We start from the raw sequence: 19,234 nt of genomic DNA, 5'->3' as shown, positions 1-19,234 counted from the left end.
GATATGGAAGAGATCAATGGGGCCGGTGCAGCCGCCCCTTTACACACATATAACGAAGCGGTTGAGTGGATCAACAGCCTCATTCCGTTCGGCATCCGTCCGGGACTTGAGCGGATCGAGCGGATGATGGAGACACTTCGGCATCCCCACCGCCGGCTGAAATTTATTCATGTAGCGGGAACGAACGGCAAGGGCTCAACCTGCGCCTTTCTAACGTCGGTGCTAAGACAAAGCGGATATTCCGTCGGAACGTTTACTTCGCCTTATATCACGAAGTTCACGAACCGCTTTCAGTATAACGGCGAGGACATTCCCGAAGAAACGCTGACGGCGCTTGCGAACCGCCTGCATCCGCTGGTAGAGGAAATCGCGGCAACGCCGCTCGGTTCCCCCACGATGTTCGAGGTGGCGACGGCGCTTGCCATTCTGTATTACGCGGAAGTCTGTTATCCCGATGTCGTCGTATGGGAGACAGGCCTCGGGGGAAGGATGGATGTAACGAACATCGTCACTCCGATCGTCTCAGTTATTACGAATGTAGGCTATGATCACACTGATGTTCTAGGCGACACGCTGGAGAAAATCGCCTTTGAGAAAGCGGGTATCATCAAGCCCGGCGTTCCTGTCATCAGCTGCGTCTCCCAGCCGGAAGCCGTCTCTGTGCTTAAAGATAAGGCCTCGTCCTGCAGGGCGACGCTCTATCTGGCCGGAGAGCAATTTGCGTATGAAAGCAAAGGAATCCGGGAAGGCGTGCAGACCTTTACTTTTAAAGGTCCTTTCCGTTCATTGGATATCGCTATTGCGATGAAAGGAGAGCATCAGCTTGCCAATGCGGCCGGCGCCATGATGGCTCTGGAGGTGCTGCGCCAATACATGGCGTTCATTCTTAACGACGAGGATGTGCTCGCCGGATTTCGCTGTACATTCTGGGCCGGAAGACTGGAGGAAATCCCGGGAAGCCCGCGGATTGTTCTTGACGGCGCACATAACCCCGAGGGAGCGGAAAGTCTGGCAGCGAGCCTTCCGAAGTTCTATCAATACCGGAAATTAAATTTACTGATGGGTATGCTGTCGAACAAGCATCATGAATCCTACTTCAAGCATATACTTCCTATAGTGGATACGCTTATCCTAACCGAACCGGATTTCCGGAAGAAAATGGACGCGGAACACCTTCAGCTCATTGCAGAGAGTCTGCGGAAGAATTATGCCAGGAAGCATCTGCGAATCATTGTAGAGCATGATTGGGGCAAAGCGCTGCAGCTTCTGAAGTCGATTACGGGCGGCGACGATTTGGCGGTTGTTTCCGGTACGCTGTATTTGATCGCAGATGTGCGGAGCGCACTTTTGAGGCAACCCGATTCTGAAAAAGGCTGGTGACAAACTGTGGATACTACGGAACGAGTTCATTTTATAGGAATCGGCGGTTACGGGATGAGCGCGATTGCCCGTGTCATGTTGGAGATGGGGTATACGGTAACAGGCTCTGATGTGGCCGCTCAGGAACTGACGGAAAAGTTAATTGCCAAAGGCGCAAAAGTATATATCGGCCATACGGCGGAACAGGTGAAAGGCGCTGATCTGGTTGTCTACTCTACCGCTTTGCCGAAGGATAATGTGGAGCGGGTGGAAGCGGAGCGGCTGAATATTCCGATTCTGCACCGGTCGCAGATGCTGGCCCGGCTGCTTAACCAGCGCAAGGGCGTTGCCGTCGCCGGAGCGCACGGAAAGACAACGACCTCTTCAATGATCGCCCTCGTTATGGAAGAATGCGGGGTTGACCCTACTTATATTATCGGCGGAGAAATTATGAATGTCGGCACGAACGCCAAGGCGGGACAAGGGGAGTTCGTTGTGGCTGAAGCGGACGAGAGCGACGGCTCCTTCCTTCAGTATCATCCGTGGCTTGCCATCGTTACGAACATCGAAGCCGATCATCTGGAGAATTACGGCGGCGATTTCGAACGCCTGAAGAGCGCCTACATGCAGTTCATGAATCAGCTGCGCGAGGACGGTACGGCCATTGTATGCGCGGATGATGAGACGGTAGTCTCGCTGCTGCCCCGGGTCAAGGCTGATGTGACGACCTACGGCATCCGCTCGGAGACCGCGGACTATACCGCGACGGACATTGCGCTGGGCGACCGGCAGGTATCGTTTACAATGAAGCATCAGGGAGAGGTTCTGGGAAGAATCGAGCTGTCGGTTCCCGGCCAGCATAACCTCTACAACGCAATGGCTACGGTTATAGCTTGTCTTAAAGCAGGCATACCGTTCGCGGCCATTGCATCGGCTATCGTGAAATTTCACGGGGCTAAACGGCGTTTTCAGGTGCTCGGGGAAGCTGACGACATTCTGATTATCGATGATTATGCCCACCATCCAACGGAGATTCAGGCAACGATCAGCGCGGCTAAAACAACCGGCAAACGGATTATTGCGGTATTCCAGCCGCAGCGGTATACACGGACCTTCTTCCTGCTTGATGCGTTCAGCCACGCCTTCGGTGAAGCCGATGAGGTGATCATCACCGATATCTACTCTCCGGCTGGCGAGAAGCAAATCGAAGGCGTAACTTCCGCCAAGCTGGTGGAACTGATCACACAGAACAGCAACTCCGGTGCGCGCCATCTGCCCGCCAAGGAAGATGTTCTTGAAGATCTTCAGGACCGGCTCAAGCCCGGCGATCTTGTCATCACCATGGGAGCGGGAGATATTTACAAGGTCGGCTATGCGCTTGCGGATAACCTCCGGAAGCGCGGAGCCTCGAAATAAAATCGAGCTATGCTGCTTACCCATGCCGCCTCATTCGAAACGGTTATGCCATGGCAATGCACAGCAATAGACGCATTCTCTTCACGATTTCTGGAAGGGAAGCGTCTTTTTTTCACAAAATAATCGGTTATCTCCCATAATTCGACAGAACTCAATCATTAGGGTGTGCTACTATCTTTACTAGTACTATTTTTGAAATAATTGTACCTATCCTGTGCTAAGCCATCAGTAACCGGAGTGGACGATACGATCTTGGGCATATATTGGTGGTGAATGTGTGGTTTATCAGTTAGACATACGAACGTTGTTAGTAACGCTTATACTTGGAAATGTGTTTATGGCGCTGCTTATTAGCGCATATCGTTACCGTGCTCCCCGCGATACAGCAAGTTCTTTGTTTATTGTTTCAAAGTGGCTGCAGTCCGCCTGCTGGCTGCTGGTGATCATACGCTACAGCCTTCCCGGGGAGCAGATTGTTCTGCTGAGCAATGCGCTGATGCTTGTAGGCGGAGGGCTTGAGATTGTCGCCCTGCTGCTGATGGCGGGAGCATTTGACGCGAAGGCGCAACGTTACTATGCGGTCGTCACGGCACTGTGTGTATTGAGCTATGGGCTCACCTATTTTTTCGATCATTCGGACAACCTCCGCATCGCATCAGCTTCCCTGGGGGTAGTGCTGTTCATTGCTTTCCCGGCTTACCGCTTTATTGCGAACAAGGGCGACTCACTGCTTCAGACGGTGATGGGATTAGTTTACGCTGCGGTTGCATTCGTCATGCTGGCCCGTGCTTTCACCGCGCTTTTGGCGGGAAGCGACATGAATATCTTTCTGACGGGGTTTATCCGGCAGCTCTACTATATCGGCATTTTTTTGGTAATGATTCTGGGGATGGCGGGCTTTGTCCTGCTCTCAAGGGAACGATCGTATGAAGCGCTCCGCAGGATGGCGGATATTGATGAGCTGACCGGAATCCTGAACCGCAGGGCATTCATTGATAGGGCCCAGATTACCGCCGCCGCAGCAGCCGAGCGGAGAGAGCCGATATCCTTTCTTTTGCTCGACATTGATCATTTCAAGCAGGTTAATGATAATTACGGGCATATCACCGGCGACTGGGCCCTTCAGAATTTCGCCTCTACCGTGGAGTTTTACTTAGGACCGGAGGACTTGTTCGGCAGGTACGGAGGCGAAGAATTCGCCGTTCTGCTTCCAGGAGCGGGCGAGGAAGAAAGTGACCGGAAAGCGGAGCAATTCAGATTAGCGATTATGAGCTCACGGATTGAAGGCCATCCCCTCAAATATACGGTCAGCATCGGAGTTATTACTGTTATCCCGGATAAGAGCACGCAGCTGGATCAGCTGTACAAGCTCAGCGACGCGGCGCTCTACCAAGCGAAGCAGGAAGGAAGAAATCGGGTAGTGCGAAGCCGCTGGTCGGAATAAAGCGGGGCTGGGCTGCTCCGATATTAATCCAAAGGTTCCCCGTTTGCCTTTCGGGCAGGCGAGGGAGCTTTTTTTGATATGCAATGAATAACCGTGACTTATACCCGATATAATCAACAACTATTTAACAACCTCTATTTCACGGCTCTATAATAAGACCATAATATAATTCCTAGTTAACTCATTGGATTATATATTGATGAATGGGGTGGAGACATGGCACAGAACAACGGCAAAGCCAAAAAAGTGATGCTGCTCGGGCTCGACGGCGCGGACCCGACGCTCGTTGCACGGTACATCGCACAGGGCAAGCTGCCCAATTTCAAGAAAGCATTGAATCTTGGAGTATCGACAGAGGACCTCAGTATGCAAAGCGTGCTCCCGGCAATTACCCCGCCCAATTGGGCGTCGATCGCTACGGGCGCTTATCCGAATACGCACGGCATCACCTGCTTTTGGAACCATACGCTCGGCAATGAACTGGATGTACTTGATTACGGTTTCGATTCCAGCCTGCTGAAGGCCGAAACGATCTGGGAGGCTTATGCGAGAGCGGGGAAGAAGAGCATTATTTTCAATTATCCGACCTCCTGGCCGCCTCAGGTGAAAGACGCGATCTACGTCGACGGCACAAGCATTTATACCAATCTTCGCGGATATATCGATTACGAGAAAGTATATGAAGGAGAAGCCGGGGATTTTGAACTGATCGAGATTCCGCATACCGTGGACAATACCGGAGCCAACTGCCGCTTCGAGGGCGAGGAGACGACGCAAAAAGCGGAGATCAGCAAGGACGCCTATGAAGGCTTTGGCTACACCCAGCCGGGACTCGTAACAACGACTCAGGACGGCGAACTCTCCGCCGATGTCCCGACGGCCGATCAGATCAAGACACCGATTAAGCCGGCATCCGGCTGGAAGCACGCTCCGGAGGGCACACTTGAGTTTATCGTTCCGGTGAACGGCGGAGCGGAGCGGCGCTGGGGATTGCTCGCAGCCGACGACGGCGTTACTTACAACCGTATTGCCATTTATTCGTCCAAAGAGAGCGAAGTCCCTCTCGGCGAAGCGGCATCCGGTGAATGGAGCGATTGGATTTACGACCGATATACTATTAACGGCGAAGCTGTTGACGTAGCTTATAAAATCCGTGTGCTGGAGCTTGACCCTTCAGGCGAGAGCTTTACGTTCTATTCCTCCTACGTGCTCGATCTGAAGACGGGAAAATACTTTTACCCGCAGAGCATCGGCGAGGAGCTGTACACCAATGTCGGCCCGATGCTGCAGCCTTCAAATTACAGCCGGTTGAACCCGCAGGCCGATGACGTGCTGCTGGAGTCGATTGAGGAAATGTACCGCTGGCATGAGGACGCGATCAATTACCTGTTGGACAACAAAGAGTGGGATTTGTTCTACACCCATATGCACGGCATCGACATGTTCATGCACTTCTATCTCGATCATACGCTGGAAGCCGCCTCGCCCGAGTATGAACGCTACCAGGAAATCGTCTATAAAATCTATGAAATCACCGACCATTTTATCGGGGCGCTGCTTGATCGGCTGGACGGCGAAACGGCGATATTCATCGTATCCGATCATGGCGGCGTAGCCAAAAATCCGGAAACCGATCATCCGCTGATCGGCGATATGTGGGGGATCAACGTCGGCATTCTCGGACAACTGGGCTACACGCAGCTCAAGGAGGACGCTTTCGGGGCCAAAGAAATCGATTGGAGCCGCACCACAGCCGTTGCCCAGCGTGCAACCTTCATTTATTTGAATGTAAAAGGCAGAGACCCTCAAGGGATTGTCGACCCGGCCGATTATGACAAGACGGTGGAGAAAATTATTGACGATCTGTACAACTACCGCGATCCGAAGACGGGCAGAAGAGTGATCAGCTTTGCGCTTAACCGCAGCGATATGGAAGTCGTCGGTCTCGGCGGAGAGCACAGCGGCGACATCTTTTACATTCTGGAGCCCGATTTTACCCGCTGCCACGGCAACGGCCTTAGCAACCATACCTTGTCTGGATATTCCATGAAGGCGCTGTTTATTGCGCTTGGCGCAGGTGTGAAATCGGGAGAAACGATTGACCGCAAAGTCAAGGTGGTGGATCTTGTACCGACCATTTGCGAATTGACCGGGACGCCGGTACCGCGGAATGTGGAGGGAGGGGTTATTTATCAAATTTTGAGCGGAGACGGCAGTCCAGCGCCGCATCGGGAAAATGAAGCCAAGCAGCCTGTTCCTGCCGGATTGGGCGAATTATTCTAATCATCGTCTAAAAATAACAGCAAGGCCGTTTCGCAATACGCGGCGTTTCTTCTATCTTTATCATAGTATTCGCATTGGATTTATAATATACTATGGATTACTAAAGGGCAAAGAGGGAGAAACGCATGCGTGTGGAACAGCTTTATCATATCGTAGCAATTGCGCAGACGGGTTCGATTTCACTTGCCGCCGAACGTTCCTACATTTCGCAGCCTGCGCTGAGCTCCTCGGTATCCAAGCTGGAGATGGAGCTCGGAATTACGCTATTCAAGCGGACCAATCAGGGAGTGTACCCCACGGAAATTGGAGAAGCGGTTATCAAGAAGGCAATGGAAGCGATCGGCCTGCTGGAAGATATCCGCTCCATCGCCGAGGAGAGCACGCACACGCTGACCGGCAGCATTCATTTGGCGGTAGAGCCGTTTATCAGCAACTCGATTATGGTCAATACGTTAACCACCTTCAAAAATAGGCACCCCAATGTCAACGTTCTGATGAAGGTGGGAGAATCCAATAACAATCTGCGCGACATCGCAGCGGGCAAGGCCGACTTCGGGGTGCTTATGAAAACCTGCGAGCATCCGGAAGAAAAGGATCTGTGCATCAAAGAGCTATTCGGGGATCAGCTGGTGCTCATGGTCAGCCGCGAGTCATCTTTGGCGGCGCGTTCCTCGGTGACGCTTGCGGAGGCGATGGCCCAGCCGCTTGTGTTGTACAATACCGAATTCGCCACCGATTGCGGTGTATCGGAACTTTTGAGAAAGTACGGCACCTTCCATGCGGCTTACCGGCTCGACAGCTTCCCCATGCTCGAAAAAGTCATTTCCCTGAATGAATGCTCCGCATTCGTTCCAAAATTTATGAGCGAATACTTTGTCAACCGGGAGAGCATTGTACCGCTGGACATATCCGACACGCGGCTGGATATTTCCATCGTTCTGGCCTGGAGCAAGCGGCATCATCTGTCGCTGATCGAAAAAGAGATGATGGGGACGATTCAATCGTTCTGTTCAATGTTCCATTTTCCGGTTAAAGGAGCAGAACTGAAATGAAACAAACGCTGCAATGTCCGGTTAGCTCGACTGGAACCAAGGCCGCCTGGATGGTTGTGATTGCCGGAGGGCTGATGGATGTAGTCTGGGCGGTTCTGCTGGATTATTCGGAAGGATTAACCGTACTGTGGCCGAGCGTGTTCGCATTGGCCGCCATAACGGTCAGCTATTTTTTGTATGTATTGTCGTTAAAGCTTCTGCCGGCCGGAACGGCCTATACAGTATTTACCGGGATCGGAACGGCCGGGACAGGGCTGATCGGCATTCTATTCCTTGGCGAGCCTGCCGGTGGCTGGAGAATTTTTTTCATCGGTATGCTCCTCTTGGGGATCACAAGACTGAAGCTTGCATCCGGAGGCGAGACCGTTCAACCAAAGGGCGGTGAACTGATCTGATGGCCTGGATTTGGCTGCTGCTTGCCGGAGCGGGCGAGGTAATCAGCGTTCCGCTCCTTAAGGAATGGCAAGGACGGAGAAGGCCGGGATGGGCCGCTGCCGCAATTGCCGCTCTGGCGCTCAGCTTCTACGCGCTTTCACAGTCGCTGTCTTACATCCCAATTGGAACGGCTTATGCGGTATGGACCGGAATCGGCTCCGTGGGAGCCATTTCATCAGGCATTCTCCTGTATGGAGAATCCGTAAATCCGCTGAAGCTGGCATGCATGGTTTTGATCGTCGTGGGAATGGTCGGGCTCAAGCTGACCTCGTAACAATAATGATATCTTCAAGCCTACCGGACAACTGGAGGCCTTCCGCTTAAGTCAGCATCAGACTGCAAGTCTGCGGCGATAAAGGAAGGCCTTTCCTCGTGCTGGAGCTGGAATGGGGAAAGGGACGGAAATATAATGCAGACAAAGATACGGGAAACCGGGACAAGAGAACGAAAAAGCGGTAAATCGGACCGGTCGGTCCATCCATCTTTTACAGAAAAGTGGCTGTATCGCTGTATTTCCGCCTTGTCACTGCTGGCCGCAGCACTGATCTGGGCGCTTGCAAGCGGCCGCGGTTGGGTGAACCCCCTGTTTCTCCCTTCTCCGCATACGGTCTGGACAGCTTTCATTGATATCCTTCATGAGGGGTACAAAGGGGAGAGTTTGCTAAGCCATATCGGGGCAAGCATGCGGAGACTGTTTCTGGCTCTTGCCGCCGCTTTCGCAACTGCAGTGCCGCTGGGCATTTTATGCGGCCGTTACCGCTGGCTACGGGCGATCTTTGATCCGTTTATCGAATTTTACCGCCCGCTCCCGCCGCTAGCCTATTACACGCTGCTGGTTCTCTGGTTCGGCATTACCGATGTGTCCAAAGTCATTTTGCTGTTCCTGGGGGCGTTTGCGCCGTTATTTATAACTTCCGTATTCAGCGTCCAGCGTCTGGGCGGCGAAGTGGTTAACGGGGCCAAATCGCTTGGCGCAAAAGGGTGGAAGCTCTATGTCTTTGTCATCTTCCCGTCCATCCTTCCCGAGCTTCTGACCGGGCTGCGTACCGCCGTCGGCATCAGCTATGCCACACTGGTAGCTGCCGAGATGGTGGCCGCCGTGTCCGGCATCGGCTGGATGGTGCTGGACGCCAGCAAATTCCTGCGAAGCGATATTATGTATCTGGGCATTATTATCATGGCGCTGATTGCAATCATAATCGATCTGTGCATCCGGAGTCTGATTCGGCGTGTGTCGCCATGGATCGAGCAATAAAAAGGTTCACGCAGTTGATGTACTAGACGTACTAAAGGGAGAGAAAACAGGAAATGAAACAGCCTAATAAATTAAAATGGATCTTTTCACTCAGTCTAATTGCCATGCTGCTCCTATTATCGGCCTGCGGGAACAATGGCGGCAGCGTAGGCGGCAATACTTCGGGGGATGCAGCCGAAAATGCCGCCCCCTCCACGGAAAATTCGGCCGGGCCAGCAGCGGCTTCGTCGGACCCGGCGGGTGCGTCAACAGGAGAACTGCCCAAAGAAGTCCGCATCGGTTATCAGGTGTCTCCAAACGGCGAGCTTCTGGCCAAAGCGCTCGGTCTGCTCGAGAAGAAATATCCCGATATTAAAATATCCTGGCTGAAATTCGATTCCGGCCGTGATGTCAATGTGGCGGCCGCCAGCGGGGGCATCGACTTCGGTCTGGTCGGCACTCCCCCAGGAGCTTCGGGCATTGCCCAAGGACTTCCATACCAGATTTATTACATTCATGACGTTATCGGCAAGAGTGAGGCGCTGGTCGTCAAGAAGGATTCGGGCATCAAATCGCTTCAGGATCTGAAAGGACATAAAATCGCGACCACCTTCGGCTCCACTTCCCATTTCAGCCTTCTGTCCGCGCTGAAGCAGGAAAATATCGACCCGTCCACCATTACCATTCTTGATATGCAGGCGCCCGATATTGTCGCCGCATGGCAACGGGGCGACATTGACGGCGCTTATACATGGCAGCCGAGCCAGAGCAAGCTGACCGAGGACGGCGGCGATGTGATTATCAGTTCCGCCGAGGTAGCGGCCAAAGGCGGTATAACCGGAGAGTTCGGCGTAGTCCTCAAGGATTTTGTCGACAAGTATCCGGATTTCGTCAAAGGGTATATCTCCGTATTGGATGAAGCGGTGAAGACCTACCGCGAGCATCCGCAGGAGTCGGCGCAGGCGCTGTCAAAGGAACTTGGATTAACGCCGGAAGCCACTCTCCAAGCGATGAATGAAATTATCGTGCTTGACGCTTCCCAGCAGACCTCGCCGGAATATATGGGGACACCGGACAAGCCGGGAGCATTCGGCCAACTGCTGAAAGACACCGGGGATTTTCTGGTGGAGCAGAAATCGATTACGGCTTCGCCGGATTTATCCGTGTATCAACAAGCGCTGCGAAACGACCTTTATCCGGTCAACTAATCTAAGCTCGTCGGGCAGTTATTTTAGCTTCAAGGAAGGAGAGGCACTATGATCTTGGAGGAGCGGCTTGGCGGCCAGGAGATATTGAACGCTGGAGTTGACGGGAAAAATGGACAAACATCGGAGGGCGCAGCCGCCGTCCGGGATGCATCCTCGGATACAGAGACCTTGACTGACCAGGGGCACGGTATTGTGCTTGAGGGAATCGGGCTGTCCTACCGCGGCGGAAAGGTCCTCAAGCAGGCGCTTGACGACATCAATATGAAGCTTGAACCGGGCGAGCTTGTGGTGGTGCTGGGTCCCTCCGGGTGCGGCAAAACCTCGCTGCTGAACATCATCGCCGGATATCTGCGTCCTACCCGCGGGACGATCACCATCAACGGACAGCGGCACACCGCTCCCGATTCCGATGTGGGCGTCGTCTTTCAGCAGGCGAATCTGTTTCCATGGCTGTCGCTTGCCCGGAATATCGAGTTCGGCCTGAGGATGAAAGGTATGCCCAAGGCCCGGCGTAAGGAACGGGTGGCGTACTTTCTGGAGATGATGGGCCTGACCTCTTCGGCGGGTCTGCTGCCGCATCAATTGTCGGGTGGCATGAAGCAGCGGGCCGCCATTGCCCGCACACTCGCGGCTGAGCCGGAAATCGTCCTGCTGGACGAACCCTTCAGCGCGCTCGACGCCCTTACCCGGGAGAACATGCAGGCGCATTTGCGCCAGATTTGGAGCCGGACGGGAAAATGCATGTTTTTCATTACCCACGATGTGGACGAAGCGCTGCTTCTGGCCAGCCGCCTTGTCGTTATGCATCCGGGACCGGGCCGGATTGTGGAGGATTTCGCCAATCCGCTGACAACCGGAGATACGCAGCGTTCATTCGGCGAGATTCGGGCCAGCCAGGAATATGCCGTATTGCGGCAGTTTTTGGTCTCGCGAATCGGCGGATATTAGGCGATCAAGTCATCCGGATATATTTTGGCGATAAAGCGCTGTATGCCAAGGCGATTGACGCCGGGAGCATTCGTTCGACCAGTTTCAAAATGACAACGGATGATGGGCTGGCGCTTCATTTGCCGGAATTGGACGCATTGAGCGAATTTCAGGGGCACCGGGTACGTCTCAGAATGTATACCTATTGGGATGCGAAGGTTGAAGAAGACAGAACAATGGCGGACAAGCTGTACCGTGTGTTGAATCTGCTTTACCAGGGCCCGAGACGAACAGTGCCCGGAAGGATTATTGGCCGGTCAATGAGAGTGAGATTAGAACAAACTGTATCAGACTTATTAACATTTATTGAAAGTTATTTGATGTTTTTCTGAAAATCACCCTGTCTTTTTGCCTTTTTCTCCCAGAGTGCTATAGTAGATGAGGGCAAATAGTACTAATCGTTTGCCGTGCTATCTGAAATCTTTTAAATTATACGTACAAAGGAGATGCACGAAAATGAGTAGAGTTGACGGGAAAGTAGCACTGGTGACAGGCGGAGGACAAGGTATCGGCCGCGCTATTGCGCTTCGGCTTAGTCAAGACGGGTTTGCTGTTGCGGTTGTAGATTTGAATGAGGACAACGCGAAGAAAGTTGCAGGGGAAATTGAATCGGCCGGCGGGCGCTCCCTGGCGCTGAAAGCTGATGTTTCGAATCGGGATCAGGTATTCGCCGCAGTCGATGAAACGGCCGCGAAGCTGGGAGGCTTCGACGTTATTGTCAATAATGCAGGTATTGCGCCTGTAAAAATGCTTGAAGAAGTAACGATTGAGGATTTGGACAAAGTATTCCATATCAATGTAGCCAGCGTCATCTGGGGAATCCAGGCTGCGACTGCCAAGCTGAAGGAACTAGGGCACGGCGGTAAAATCGTAAATGCCTCCTCCCAAGCCGGTCATGTCGGCAATGCCAGCCTCAGCGTATACTCCGCTTCGAAATTCGCGGTTCGTTCGCTAACGCAGACCGCCGCTCAGGAACTGGCCAAATACGGTATCACCGTAAACGCTTATTGCCCCGGCATCGTCCAAACTCCGATGTGGGGTTCCATCGATAAACAAATTACAAGCTCCAAGGGTGAATCCGAAGGCGAAGCAACCAAGGAGTTCGGCAGCAAAATCACGCTTGGACGCCTGTCGACTCCGGAAGATGTTGCCGCCTTTGTTTCTTTCTTGGCGGGTCCTGATTCCGACTACATGACCGGTCAATCGCCGCTGATTGACGGCGGAATGGTCTTCCTGTAAGAGAGTCATGATACCAATCGAATGATATTAAATCTTTAGATAGAGGCTGTCCCAGAAATTTCATTTACGGGGCAGCTTTTCTTTTGGATGGCTCTTTCAAACGATGCATACTTTCCTACCGTCTATCATATCTTGTCTTATAGACTTGATAAGGTGAGGTGGACGGATTGAGTAACGGAAGAATGACGTTCCGGTTCGATGCCGGAAAGGACAAGCCGAAGGAGCTTCAGCCGGAACCCGGACCCGGAGAGACGAAGCAGGAGCAGTGCGCGGAAATATACAGCCTGGACGAGGCTCGGCGAACGGCAGGTGTAGGCCGGGAGCAGGGCAGCGCCGCTGGCCCTATTCCCACTCAGGCATGGAGCGGAACGCAGGACCGGAAATATCGGCTGGAGGAGCTGGAACAGGCTTACAATAACCAAAAGAAAATTTCCGGTTCCGGCGCTAATCCGGATCGAAGGATTGACGAAGTCAATCGGGATGAACAGGGAAGCAGCGGTCCTGGCGATCGATGGAACATTACCGCCATCCGGGACAGAGAGGATATCGCGGGCGATGCGTACGGGCCGTATGCCGATCCGCTCCCGGAATGGACACCCGGGCTACTGACCGGGAAAGAACGGGAGACGGACACGGAGCTATTGCGGGATGCGTTTCTCCGTTCCCGGCCAAGCGAAGATTTGCGGGCAGAGCAGACGGAAGCCGAAGAGAGCTATGCCGGCTTCGATTACGGCTCTCCGGCCTATACCACGGGCGGAGGACCGGCTTCCGGCGGCCCCCGCCGGGAATGGCTGGAGGAGCCTGAAGATGCGGGCGGCGGTTACTACACTACACGGCGTACTTCATCCTGGTGGAAATTCCCGGCTTCAGTTGCCGGAGCCATCGGCATCGGTCTGCTGCTGGGCTATGCCGCATTGACTTTTTTCGGCGGAGTTAATGACGGCAGTTCTACAGGTACGGCTACGCCAGGAACTGCCTCGCAGCAGAATGCCGCGGGCAATTCGGTAAGCGCTCCGGCGGTTCCGGTTCAGGTAGCGCCGCAGAGCTATTACCTGCTCCAATACGGGGTGTTCAGCACGCCGGAAGGAGCGGCTCAGGCGCAGCAGGAGCTGGAGAGCGCCGGGCTTGCCGCAGGGCTAGACCCTGGGGATGGGAACCGGGTGTACGCCGGATTGTCATCCGACCGGGAGCAGGCGAAGCTTCTCGGAAGCAGACTGAAGGCGCAGGGCATCGATTTATATGTGAAGGAAGTCTCTCTTCCTTCCGAGAGCCAGCTTGTATTTGGCGGGAATGGCGAGACGGTTACCCGTTATTTTAATACCAGCGGAGAATTGCTGAGCGAGCTCAGCTCCCTCTCCGCCTCGCTGCTCGGCGGTGATGCGGCCGCGGACACCGCGAAGGTAAGCGATCTGCATCTGCAATGGACGGAAGCGGTGAAGGCGCTGGAGGCGGGACTGCCGTCTGGGCCCTTGGCCACCGCCAAGGAACTGGAGAAATCCGTGAGCCGGGGCGTGTCGGCTATGAACGAGTATAGCAAGAGCAAGGCGGACGGCCTGCTGTGGGAAGTACAGGCGGCGATGCTCGACATGTTCAGCGGCCAGAAACGGCTGCTTGCGTCAATGGAACAAGGTTAGGCAAGGATGTATTGTGATATGAGCGTTAGCTCAGGCCCGGCGCTGGGGCGACTCCTTCCCGCGCCGGATTTTGCATTGTACTCACCGTATTTTCACCGTATAATGATGGGGATGTCATAGGCTGGCGGAGGGAAGATAGTTAATGAAGAAAAATATAGGTATGCTTTTGCTTTACTTGATTCTGGGCTGGCTGGTCGGCGCCTGGGCAGCGAAGCTTCTGCAGCCGGTTAAAGCACTGTCCTTCCTGACAAAGTCGACGTTGATCAAATGGTCGCCGCAAGCCGATCTGGACATCCTTTCTTATGACGTTACGATTCAACTGAAATTGTGCATACTAAGCCTGATCGGTATTATTATCGCCGTGTGGCTGTACCGCAGGAAGTAAGCATTTCACCATATGGAAAGGAACAATTACAACATGAACGATAACAGCATAACTCCGATTATTCTTGCTTCCGGTTCGCCTCGCCGCCGGGAGCTTTTATCTTTACTGGGACTGCCCTTTGACGTTATCCCGCGCGAGGCCGATGAGAGCTTTCCGGCAGAGTGGGAACCTGAACAAATTGTAAGCGCGCTTGCCCTGCGCAAAGCGGAAGCTGTTCTTCCGCTTGCAGGAGAACGGAGCGGAGTCATCCTCGGAAGCGATACGATTGTTGTTCTAGAGGGGCGTATTCTCGGCAAACCGGCAGATGAGGAAGAGAGCAGGGAGATGCTAACCGCCCTTCAGGGGCGAAGCCATAAAGTGTATACGGGTGTGGCCTGCATTAAGCTCGGGGATGGGGTGAACGGCGGCATGCTCCGGGAGGGGATATCAGCAGAAGCGGCTTTGGTGAAAATGGCAGCCCCTGCCTTTAGCAGCCCGGGCAAGCCGGGAAGCAATGAAAATACCGGCAGCGATTCGGTGTGGCTCGGCGGCATTGGACGGTACCGCGTGCTGTCGCAATCGCCCAACGGAGAGCCTGCGGCTATTGCCGGCTATACGGAGAGCCGTGTGACTTTCCGGCCGATGTCGGCCCAAGAAATCGACGGCTATATCAAGACGGGCGAGCCGATGGATAAAGCCGGAAGCTACGGGGTTCAGGGAATAGGCTCGCTTTTTATTGAAAAGATTGAGGGTGACTTTTACAGTATAATGGGACTTCCATTGAATCTTCTTTACCGGATGCTGTTGGAATTTGGCATCAATCCGTTAAAGGCATAATTGAGAGGGGCATGTAAGTGCCAAGGGAAAGATTAATATCCTATGATTCATTGGACTTTAGTCTTATCTCGGAAAACACACTACTAAAAGACCATTTTTGTGAAATGAGTACTTTTAAAAATCATGTTTGACAATAAGCGGATCCCATCAATGCTCTTAGTATCGGCGTCTCCTTTGATGCTACGACTAGTACGGATAGGTATTGCACTAAGATGGATGATAAAAAATAGCCGAATCGTTCCAAGGAACGGTAATTTCAGGTTGGAGCAAGCGGCGAAAGTGTATTAAAGCGGTTCCTTCCCCTGTCCGATTTATATTTGTATTGAGCTGGCTTTACCCGTATAATGATTTAGGGTATAAGATAACTGGGGCGCTTGTTGGGATTTTCGGACGCGCACGCATAGTTATTCGATAACTATTACTGTCATACAGCCATATCGCATATGCAGAGGCTGAAAGGAAGAGATCAGGGATGGAATCGTCAACGTTCATGCTGCGAGACCTTCCCCATGAAGAACGACCGAGAGAGCGCATGATGCAAAATGGGGCGGAATCACTCAGCCAGGCTGAACTGCTGGCTATATTGCTGCGGACGGGAACCCGCCAGGAATCGGCGATTCATGTGGCGCAGCGAATATTGGGACAGGTTGGCGGTCTTCGCCGTCTGGCCGACCTTAGCATTGAAGAAATGATGGATATCAAGGGGATCGGTCCCGCCAAAGCGGTGCAGCTGAAAGCCGGGATTGAGCTGGGACGCCGGATGTCGAACTCGCGGCTGGGCCAGCCGGTTACGATTCGCAGCCCGCATGATGCGGCGGATATTCTGACCGAGCAGCTTCGCTATTTGCAGAAGGAGCATTTTGTCTGTCTCTTTTTGAATACGAAAAATCATGTAATTGCGCAGGAAACGCTTTCGATGGGCAGCCTTAATGCATCCATCGTTCATCCAAGAGAGGTATTTCGGGCGGCCATTAAGTGCAGCAGCGCTTCCATTATATGTGCTCATAACCATCCCAGCGGCGATCCGACACCGAGTCCGGAGGATATTTCCCTGACCCGAAGACTGCTTGAGGCAGGCGGAATTGTTGGAATTGACGTGCTGGACCATTTGATTATCGGCGATGACGGATTTGTCAGCATGAAGGAACAAGGACTTATGTAACAATAAACGATGCAATTGACAGGGAAAGGGAGTTTACAGCATGTTAGGTGGCTTTACAAAAGATTTGGGAATTGACTTGGGAACGGCAAATACACTGGTTTACGTCCGCGGAAAAGGCATTGTGGTAAGAGAGCCTTCCGTTGTCGCGATCCGTACCGATACGAAAACGATTGAAGCTGTAGGCGAATCCGCCAAAAAAATGATCGGCCGCACGCCGGGAAATATCCGGGCTATCCGTCCGATGAAGGATGGGGTTATCGCCGACTTCGATACAACCGCTACCATGATTAAATACTTTATCCGGCAGGCTCAGAAGCAGCGCTCCATGTTCCAGCGCCATCCGAACGTAATGGTATGTGTACCTTCGGGAATTACCGCCGTGGAGCAGCGGGCCGTAGAGGATGCGACGAAGCAAGCCGGAGCCCGCGAGGCATATATTATCGAGGAGCCGTTCGCGGCCGCGATCGGCGCCGACCTGCCGGTATGGGAACCGACGGGCAGCATGGTCGTCGATATTGGCGGTGGCACGACGGAGGTTGCCGTCATTTCTCTTGGTGGTATTGTAACAAGCCGGTCCGTACGTGTGGCCGGAGACGAGATGGACGAGTCAATTATCCAGTACATTAAGCGCCAATACAACCTCATGATTGGGGAACGCACGGCGGAACAATTGAAGATGGATATTGGCTCCGCACTGCCGCTAGAGAAGGCGGAGACGATGGAAATCCGAGGACGGGATCTTGTGACCGGACTTCCAAAGACACTCAGCATCACATCGGGCGAGATTTCCGAGGCGCTGGCCGATACGGTCAATGCGATTACCGAAGCGGTAAAAGTAACGCTGGAGAAATGTCCGCCTGAGCTTGCCGCCGACATTATGGACCGTGGGATTGTTCTGACCGGCGGGGGGGCGCTGCTTCGCAATTTGGATAAGCTGCTGGCACGCGAGACCGGCATGCCTGTTATCGTAGCGGAGAATCCGCTCGACTGCGTGGCGATCGGAACCGGTAAAGCGCTGGAAAATATCCATCTGTTCAAGACCCGAGGCAGCGCATCCTTTCGGTCGAAACGGTAGGTTTATGGGGAGAGAGGAAGGCTATCTAGAACTTCTGGAGCGGGAGAGAAAACGGTTGTTAGAGGGTGTTGAAACTGTTTAAGCTGTTCAGCAATAAGCGGCTGTTCATACTGTTGATTACGCTGGTGCTTTTTATTGTGGTCATGGGCTTCTCTCTCGGAACAAGAAAGTCGTTGTCGTGGCCCGAAAATTTCGTCAGAGATACGACCGGTTTTGTGCAGAATGTGTTCTACAAGCCCGCTGGATACATAGCGGGCTTCTTTGAAGATATCGCCAACCTGAAGGGTCTCGCCGAGGAGAACGAACGACTGAAGATCACTGTTGCCCAGTATACCCGGGAGAAAGCGGAGTATAACCTAATCGCAGCCGAGACCGAGAAGTATAAGAGGTTGTGGAAATTAACGCAGGCGCAGAGAAATAAATACAATTACGGGTACCACTACGCGCAGGTTGTCAGCCTGACGACGGAACCGAGCAACAATTCGCTCGTTATTGATTTGGGGGCGCGGGACGGCGTCAAGCCGAATATGTCCGTTATTTCCGAGAAAGGCATGGTCGGTATCATCAGTCAAGTGAGTAAATTTACGTCCACTGTGAAGCTGCTGACCATGATGGACAGCAGCGATCCGAACTCACAGCCGCCAATCGCCGCCACGGCCATCGGCAAAGTCGACCAGACGTTCGGCATGGTTGAACGTTATGACCAGCAGACCGGTCGGCTCATTATGACCCGGATTGACGAGAAAGACCCGATCGCCAGGGGTGACACCATTATATCGTCCGGACTCGGCGGTCTCTACCCGCGGGGGCTTACAATCGGCACCGTCGAGAGCGTCGAGGACGGGGAATTCGGGCTGACCAAGACTGCGATCATCAAGCCAGCGGCCGAATATGAGGACTGGAAGAACCTGTTGGTCGTCTTCACTCCGCAGGAGGAGCAGTAGTGAACGCGCGCAAGTCGACTCTTATTCTGCTGCTGTTTCTGCTGTTTATTCTTCAGGGCACCGTATTGCCCTGGATCATACCGGATTCGTGGGAAATGCGGATTGTCCCGAACCTCGTCTTTATTGTTATTTTATTTGTGACCGTATATCGTCACCGGCATACGGCGCTCGTACTGGGGCTAAGCTTCGGTATGCTGCAAGATATCGTATTTTACGGAAGAATCATCGGAGCTCATTCCTTTGCTATGGGTGTATCAGCTTATTTAATCGGTTTGATATTCCAGACACCGCGGGCTCCGCTGCCGCTTATGATGACGATTGTGCTTCTGGGAAGCTTGCTCGAAGACAGCATCTTATTCGGCATTTACAGCATATTCAAGCTGAACAGCGATCCATACAATTGGGCGCTGCTAAACTATATGCTGCCCACCATGCTTATTCATTTTGTCCTTGGACTTCTGCTGTACATTCCCGTCCGGCGTCAGCTTGAGAAGCTGGAGAACGGGACGCGCAAGGAAGAGAAGGAGTAGGGCTTGGCTCAATTTCTATCGAATCAAGCAG

At 53.2% G+C, this 19,234-nt stretch carries 18 protein-coding genes; all 18 read left to right on the top strand.

The genetic code is table 11. From position 1 onward, the window contains the following. Positions 1-3: 3 nt before the first annotated feature. On the top strand, positions 4-1,380 hold the full coding sequence (locus VK70_RS16035) for a bifunctional folylpolyglutamate synthase/dihydrofolate synthase (RefSeq protein ID WP_025700826.1): 1,377 nt from the start codon (positions 4-6) through the stop codon (positions 1,378-1,380). Between the two features lie 6 nt (positions 1,381-1,386). Further along, positions 1,387-2,775, top strand: coding sequence for a UDP-N-acetylmuramate--L-alanine ligase (gene murC / locus VK70_RS16030; RefSeq protein ID WP_025700824.1), 1,389 nt, complete (start codon positions 1,387-1,389; stop codon positions 2,773-2,775). 337 nt (positions 2,776-3,112) lie between these two features. Then, complete coding sequence (locus VK70_RS16025; protein ID WP_051505233.1) at positions 3,113-4,219, top strand: GGDEF domain-containing protein; 1,107 nt, start codon at positions 3,113-3,115, stop codon at positions 4,217-4,219. A 216-nt stretch (positions 4,220-4,435) separates the two neighbouring features. Further along, positions 4,436-6,502, top strand: coding sequence for an alkaline phosphatase family protein (locus VK70_RS16020; RefSeq protein ID WP_025700820.1), 2,067 nt, complete (start codon positions 4,436-4,438; stop codon positions 6,500-6,502). A gap of 125 nt (positions 6,503-6,627) precedes the next feature. Beyond that, entirely contained in the window at positions 6,628-7,554 is a 927-nt protein-coding gene (locus VK70_RS16015; RefSeq protein WP_025700818.1) for a LysR family transcriptional regulator, read from the top strand. Further along, positions 7,551-7,949 carry a DMT family transporter gene (locus tag VK70_RS16010; protein ID WP_025700816.1) on the top strand — a complete coding sequence of 133 codons (399 nt, stop codon included), beginning with the start codon at positions 7,551-7,553 and terminating at the stop codon, positions 7,947-7,949. Before VK70_RS16015 ends, VK70_RS16010 begins: the two co-directional genes overlap by 4 nt. Further along, positions 7,949-8,263 carry a DMT family transporter gene (locus tag VK70_RS16005; protein WP_025700814.1) on the top strand — a complete coding sequence of 105 codons (315 nt, stop codon included), beginning with the start codon at positions 7,949-7,951 and terminating at the stop codon, positions 8,261-8,263. Before VK70_RS16010 ends, VK70_RS16005 begins: the two co-directional genes overlap by 1 nt. A 135-nt stretch (positions 8,264-8,398) precedes the next feature. Next, on the top strand, positions 8,399-9,244 hold the full coding sequence (locus VK70_RS16000) for an ABC transporter permease subunit (RefSeq protein WP_082210239.1): 846 nt from the start codon (positions 8,399-8,401) through the stop codon (positions 9,242-9,244). Positions 9,245-9,297: 53 nt separating this feature from the next. Next, entirely contained in the window at positions 9,298-10,431 is a 1,134-nt protein-coding gene (locus VK70_RS15995) for a taurine ABC transporter substrate-binding protein (RefSeq protein ID WP_233277693.1), read from the top strand. Between the two features lie 48 nt (positions 10,432-10,479). Continuing rightward, positions 10,480-11,379, top strand: a complete 900-nt coding sequence (locus tag VK70_RS15990) for an ABC transporter ATP-binding protein (protein WP_025696501.1) — start codon at positions 10,480-10,482, stop codon at positions 11,377-11,379. Between the two features lie 495 nt (positions 11,380-11,874). Continuing rightward, positions 11,875-12,657 (top strand): (S)-acetoin forming diacetyl reductase, encoded by a 783-nt coding sequence (locus VK70_RS15980; RefSeq protein WP_025696497.1) that lies wholly within the window; start codon positions 11,875-11,877, stop codon positions 12,655-12,657. Positions 12,658-12,824: 167 nt separating this feature from the next. Beyond that, positions 12,825-14,291 (top strand): SPOR domain-containing protein, encoded by a 1,467-nt coding sequence (locus VK70_RS26560; protein ID WP_144415248.1) that lies wholly within the window; start codon positions 12,825-12,827, stop codon positions 14,289-14,291. Between the two features lie 142 nt (positions 14,292-14,433). Next, positions 14,434-14,676 carry a DUF4321 domain-containing protein gene (locus VK70_RS15970; protein ID WP_025697320.1) on the top strand — a complete coding sequence of 81 codons (243 nt, stop codon included), beginning with the start codon at positions 14,434-14,436 and terminating at the stop codon, positions 14,674-14,676. A 33-nt stretch (positions 14,677-14,709) separates the two neighbouring features. Next, on the top strand, positions 14,710-15,492 hold the full coding sequence (locus VK70_RS15965; RefSeq protein ID WP_025697318.1) for a Maf family protein: 783 nt from the start codon (positions 14,710-14,712) through the stop codon (positions 15,490-15,492). A gap of 472 nt (positions 15,493-15,964) precedes the next feature. Further along, positions 15,965-16,654, top strand: a complete 690-nt coding sequence (gene radC / locus VK70_RS15960) for a RadC family protein (RefSeq protein WP_025697316.1) — start codon at positions 15,965-15,967, stop codon at positions 16,652-16,654. Between the two features lie 40 nt (positions 16,655-16,694). Continuing rightward, positions 16,695-17,729, top strand: a complete 1,035-nt coding sequence (locus VK70_RS15955) for a rod shape-determining protein (RefSeq protein WP_025697314.1) — start codon at positions 16,695-16,697, stop codon at positions 17,727-17,729. Between the two features lie 65 nt (positions 17,730-17,794). Next, positions 17,795-18,673, top strand: coding sequence for a rod shape-determining protein MreC (gene mreC / locus VK70_RS15950; protein WP_025697312.1), 879 nt, complete (start codon positions 17,795-17,797; stop codon positions 18,671-18,673). Next, a complete protein-coding gene (gene mreD, locus VK70_RS15945) occupies positions 18,673-19,203 on the top strand; it encodes a rod shape-determining protein MreD (RefSeq protein WP_025697310.1) in 531 nt (176 codons plus the stop codon). Before mreC ends, mreD begins: the two co-directional genes overlap by 1 nt. Positions 19,204-19,234: the final 31 nt, after the last annotated feature.

Source organism: Paenibacillus durus ATCC 35681 (assembly GCF_000993825.1).
Classification (GTDB): Bacteria; Bacillota; Bacilli; order Paenibacillales; family Paenibacillaceae; genus Paenibacillus_AQ; species Paenibacillus_AQ durus_B.
The sequence above is the reverse complement of the archived record's forward strand: the minus strand, read 5'-3'. Positions and strand labels throughout refer to the sequence as shown.

What these genes read in the sequence shown, in the direction of transcription:
- VK70_RS16035 (WP_025700826.1), top strand. Translation starts at nt 4, where the DNA reads ATGGAAGAGATCAATGGGGCCGGTGCAGCCGCCCCTTTACACACATAT.
- VK70_RS16025 (WP_051505233.1), top strand. Translation starts at nt 3,113, where the DNA reads ATGGCGCTGCTTATTAGCGCATATCGTTACCGTGCTCCCCGCGATACA.
- VK70_RS16020 (WP_025700820.1), top strand. Translation starts at nt 4,436, where the DNA reads ATGGCACAGAACAACGGCAAAGCCAAAAAAGTGATGCTGCTCGGGCTC.
- VK70_RS16015 (WP_025700818.1), top strand. Translation starts at nt 6,628, where the DNA reads ATGCGTGTGGAACAGCTTTATCATATCGTAGCAATTGCGCAGACGGGT.
- VK70_RS16010 (WP_025700816.1), top strand. Translation starts at nt 7,551, where the DNA reads ATGAAACAAACGCTGCAATGTCCGGTTAGCTCGACTGGAACCAAGGCC.
- VK70_RS16005 (WP_025700814.1), top strand. Translation starts at nt 7,949, where the DNA reads ATGGCCTGGATTTGGCTGCTGCTTGCCGGAGCGGGCGAGGTAATCAGC.
- VK70_RS16000 (WP_082210239.1), top strand. Translation starts at nt 8,399, where the DNA reads ATGCAGACAAAGATACGGGAAACCGGGACAAGAGAACGAAAAAGCGGT.
- VK70_RS15995 (WP_233277693.1), top strand. Translation starts at nt 9,298, where the DNA reads ATGAAACAGCCTAATAAATTAAAATGGATCTTTTCACTCAGTCTAATT.
- VK70_RS15990 (WP_025696501.1), top strand. Translation starts at nt 10,480, where the DNA reads ATGATCTTGGAGGAGCGGCTTGGCGGCCAGGAGATATTGAACGCTGGA.
- VK70_RS15980 (WP_025696497.1), top strand. Translation starts at nt 11,875, where the DNA reads ATGAGTAGAGTTGACGGGAAAGTAGCACTGGTGACAGGCGGAGGACAA.
- VK70_RS15970 (WP_025697320.1), top strand. Translation starts at nt 14,434, where the DNA reads ATGAAGAAAAATATAGGTATGCTTTTGCTTTACTTGATTCTGGGCTGG.
- VK70_RS15965 (WP_025697318.1), top strand. Translation starts at nt 14,710, where the DNA reads ATGAACGATAACAGCATAACTCCGATTATTCTTGCTTCCGGTTCGCCT.
- radC (WP_025697316.1), top strand. Translation starts at nt 15,965, where the DNA reads ATGGAATCGTCAACGTTCATGCTGCGAGACCTTCCCCATGAAGAACGA.
- VK70_RS15955 (WP_025697314.1), top strand. Translation starts at nt 16,695, where the DNA reads ATGTTAGGTGGCTTTACAAAAGATTTGGGAATTGACTTGGGAACGGCA.